This window comes from Rummeliibacillus pycnus, assembly GCF_050459865.1.
Classification (GTDB): Bacteria; Bacillota; Bacilli; order Bacillales_A; family Planococcaceae; genus Rummeliibacillus; species Rummeliibacillus pycnus_B.
In genome coordinates this window covers 1-3,212 of record NZ_JBCMNM010000055.1, presented here as the reverse complement: position 1 = coordinate 3,212, position 3,212 = coordinate 1, and the positions used below count along the sequence as shown (strand labels likewise).

At 36.5% G+C, this 3,212-nt stretch carries 4 protein-coding genes; 1 reads left to right on the top strand and 3 read right to left on the bottom strand.

Annotation, left to right across the window (positions count from 1 at the left end):
* Nucleotides 1-105: 105 nt before the first annotated feature.
* Nucleotides 106-579, bottom strand: coding sequence for a tRNA (uridine(34)/cytosine(34)/5-carboxymethylaminomethyluridine(34)-2'-O)-methyltransferase TrmL (trmL, locus tag ABE048_RS12765; protein WP_430311645.1), 474 nt, complete (start codon nt 577-579; stop codon nt 106-108).
* A gap of 15 nt (nt 580-594) precedes the next feature.
* Nucleotides 595-1,731, bottom strand: a complete 1,137-nt coding sequence (gene queG, locus ABE048_RS12760; RefSeq protein ID WP_430311644.1) for a tRNA epoxyqueuosine(34) reductase QueG — start codon at nt 1,729-1,731, stop codon at nt 595-597.
* Nucleotides 1,732-1,793: 62 nt separating this feature from the next.
* Here queG and ABE048_RS12755 point away from each other — a divergent pair, with 62 nt between their 5' ends.
* Nucleotides 1,794-2,483, top strand: a complete 690-nt coding sequence (locus ABE048_RS12755) for a B3/B4 domain-containing protein (protein WP_430311646.1) — start codon at nt 1,794-1,796, stop codon at nt 2,481-2,483.
* A gap of 246 nt (nt 2,484-2,729) precedes the next feature.
* On the opposite strand, the gene ABE048_RS12750 is transcribed toward ABE048_RS12755, so the two are convergent.
* A partial coding sequence (locus ABE048_RS12750; RefSeq protein WP_430311643.1) for an oligopeptide/dipeptide ABC transporter ATP-binding protein occupies nt 2,730-3,212 on the bottom strand: 483 nt, incomplete at its 5' end.

Genomic DNA, 3,212 nt, shown 5'->3' with positions numbered 1-3,212 from the left:
GTTCTATATCAAATGTTGGGTAAGATTTCGAAATACCAAACGAACCCTTTTCAGTGTCCCTCTCTTTTTCTACAGAACGCCAAGCCTTCTCATTTGCCTCTTTACTTAATGCATTCCTCTAAAGCCTTGTTGACGTAATGCTTCGAAAATTACAATTGCTGCTGTATTTGATAAGTTTAATGAACGTATATTTTCACTTTGTGGAATTCGTAAACATTTATCTTGATGATCTTGGATTAATTCTTTCGGGATACCGGTTGTTTCTTTTCCGAACATAAAGAAAATCTCTTCTTCCGGATTACTAAAGTCAAAGTCAGAATACAGTTTAGTACCGAAAGTTTCGATATAGTAGATCGATCCACCAGCATTCTTCTCAAAAAATTCTTCTACTGAATCGTAATATGTGATATTAACGCTATGCCAGTAATCTAAACCGGCTCTTTTTAACATCTTATCATCTGTTGAAAATCCAAGTGGACGGATTAAATGTAGATTCGTATTTGTTCCTGCGCAAGTTCTTGCAATATTTCCTGTGTTTGCTGGAATTTCTGGTTGATATAATACGATGTGTAAAGACACTTCGAGACACTTCCTTTATTTTTCTGCTAATAATGTTAAACCCTTTTGTATTTCCACCTTAACTTCTTCATCTTCTTCATGAAGTAAACCTTCTTGTAATACTTCTTCCGCACCTTCTCCACCAATTTTACCAATTGCCCATGCGGCAGTACCCCGGATAACTGGGCGCTCGTCTTTTTGGAAAACTTCTATTAAAGAAGGAAGAGCTGACGTTTCTTTAAAATGTGCCAGTGCGATAATGGCATTACGTTGAATTGGCTTTTTTCCTCTCCAAGAACCCGAAATATGCCCATAAGTTTCTTTAAATTGACGATTAGAAATCGTAAGTAGAGGTTCTAATAACGGTTTGGCAATTTCAGGATCTGGTTGAAGCGCCTCATGAATCCAATTAAGTTTCCCCTTATTTTTCGGACAAACAGTTTGGCAAGTATCACAGCCATATATACGGTTACCTATTTTAAGACGATATTCATCTGGTAAAAATCCTTTCGTCTGTGTTAAATAAGCGACACATTTCTGTGAATTGAGTTGTCCACCTTGTATAAGTGCACCAGTTGGACAGACATCTAAGCAAAGTCGACAATCTCCGCATTGATCTTCCATAGGCTCATCTGATTCGAATGGTAAATCGGTAATGATTTCTCCCAAATAGACATAAGATCCAAATTCAGGTGTAATGATTGCGCAGTTTTTTGCACTCCAACCGATTCCTGCACGTTCAGCAACTGCTCGGTCTGATAATTCACCAGTATCGACCATTGAACGTAGACGGCAACCAGGTACCTTTTCCTTTAGAAAAGCTTCTAGTAAAGCGAGTTTTTCACGTAAAACTGTATGATAATCTGTTCCCCAAGAAGCACGGCAGAAAATCCCTCTTCTTGCGCCTTTTTTCCCTTGAGGAGCATCCTTCATTCTGGATGGATAAGCGATCGCAATTGCAATGATACTTGCTGCTTCCTCAAGTAATAGTTTTGGCTCTGTTCGCTTCTCTATATCTGATTCTTCAAATCCAGATTGATAGCCTAACTCTTGCTGACGAAGTAAATGATTCTTCAATTCGCTAAATGGTGAAGCAGAAGTAAAACCAATTTTATCGATGCCTATACTTTTTGCATAAGTTATTAGCTCTTGCTTTAGTTCGATGATGTTCATTTGGTTTCACTTCCTCTCTATGATAAACTGGAAAAAAATATATGATTAGGTGATGTATCGTGATAAAAATTTCATTGGACACTTCTTTAACAAGTATAGTTCCAACATTTAAAATCGGCATTATCCATTATACCAAAATTATCGTTGCAGAATCTCCTCAAATGATTAAAGGTCGTACACAGTTATATCAAGAAAACCTTTTTCTAGAATTACAAGAACAGCCTGTCACTGAAAGACCAGGTATTAAAGAATGGCGTACTGCATGGAAGACTTTAGGTGCAGACCAAAATCGATATCGTCATTCTGCTGAAAGTTTAATGCGACGGATTGCAAAACAAAATTATTTAACACCTTTCCATTCAGCAGTTGATTTGAATAATTTCTTCTCACTGCAATATGAAGTTCCAATTGGTATTTATGATACCAATTTAATAGATGGGAACATTACACTATCACTTGGTGAAGAAGAAACCGGATATGAGGGATTAAACGGTCGCTATAACTCATTGAAGAATATTGCTTATTCACGAGATGCCAAAGGGCCATTTGGTAGTCCATTTGTTGATTCGAAACGTACTGCAGTTACGGAAAATACAACGGATGCCATTCAATTATTCTACCTTCGCCCTTCCGTATCCGAAGAGGAATGTACAGAACTATTGAATGCTGCTGGTAAGATGTTTTCTCAAATTCATGGTGGAGATTACACAACAGCCATATTAACTAAAGAACAAGCTCAAGTGGAAATTTAGCTGATTGTCTATTTTTATTCATCAAAAAGCCCAATTTTCCAAATGACAAAATCTAAAATAAACACAACTGATTCTTTGCAAAATGTGTAGAATTTCTTTACTAATGCAATGAATCTACATGTTTATTAACACGAAAATCCTAACAAATGAAAAGAACGCATTTTGAACTGGAAACTTTGTTCAAAATGCGTTTCTTTATTTCAACTCTTAAAAGTAATTTTTGATTACTTCTTTACCATTTTATTTTTACATAGTCGTCGTAGAAGCTTCTTTCTCTGCTTTCATTACTTCATCATCATATAAATGACAAGCAACAAAATGACCTTGTTCCTTTTCAAGCCATCTTGGTTCAATATGTTTGCAAACTTCCTGTGCCATTGGGCAACGAGTATGGAACACACAACCTGATGGTGGATTTATCGGGCTCGGTAACTCTCCCTTTAGAATAATTCGTTCTCTTTCTTCTTCAATATCTGGGTCAGGAATAGGAATTGCCGATAATAGAGCTTGTGTATATGGATGAAGCGGCTCATGATATAGTTGCTCTGAAGTAGTCAATTCTACCATCTGCCCCAAATACATAACGCCAATACGGTCTGAAATATATTTAACCATCGAAAGATCATGCGCGATAAACAGATAAGTCAGCTCTTTTTCTTTTTGTAAACGTTGTAATAATTTAACAACAGATGCTTGAACTGATACATCTAATGCTGAAATTGGTTCATC

Bases quoted from the DNA above. Each gene is read 5' to 3' on its own strand.
- queG (WP_430311644.1), bottom strand. From the start codon at position 1,731: ATGAACATCATCGAACTAAAGCAAGAGCTAATAACTTATGCAAAAAGT.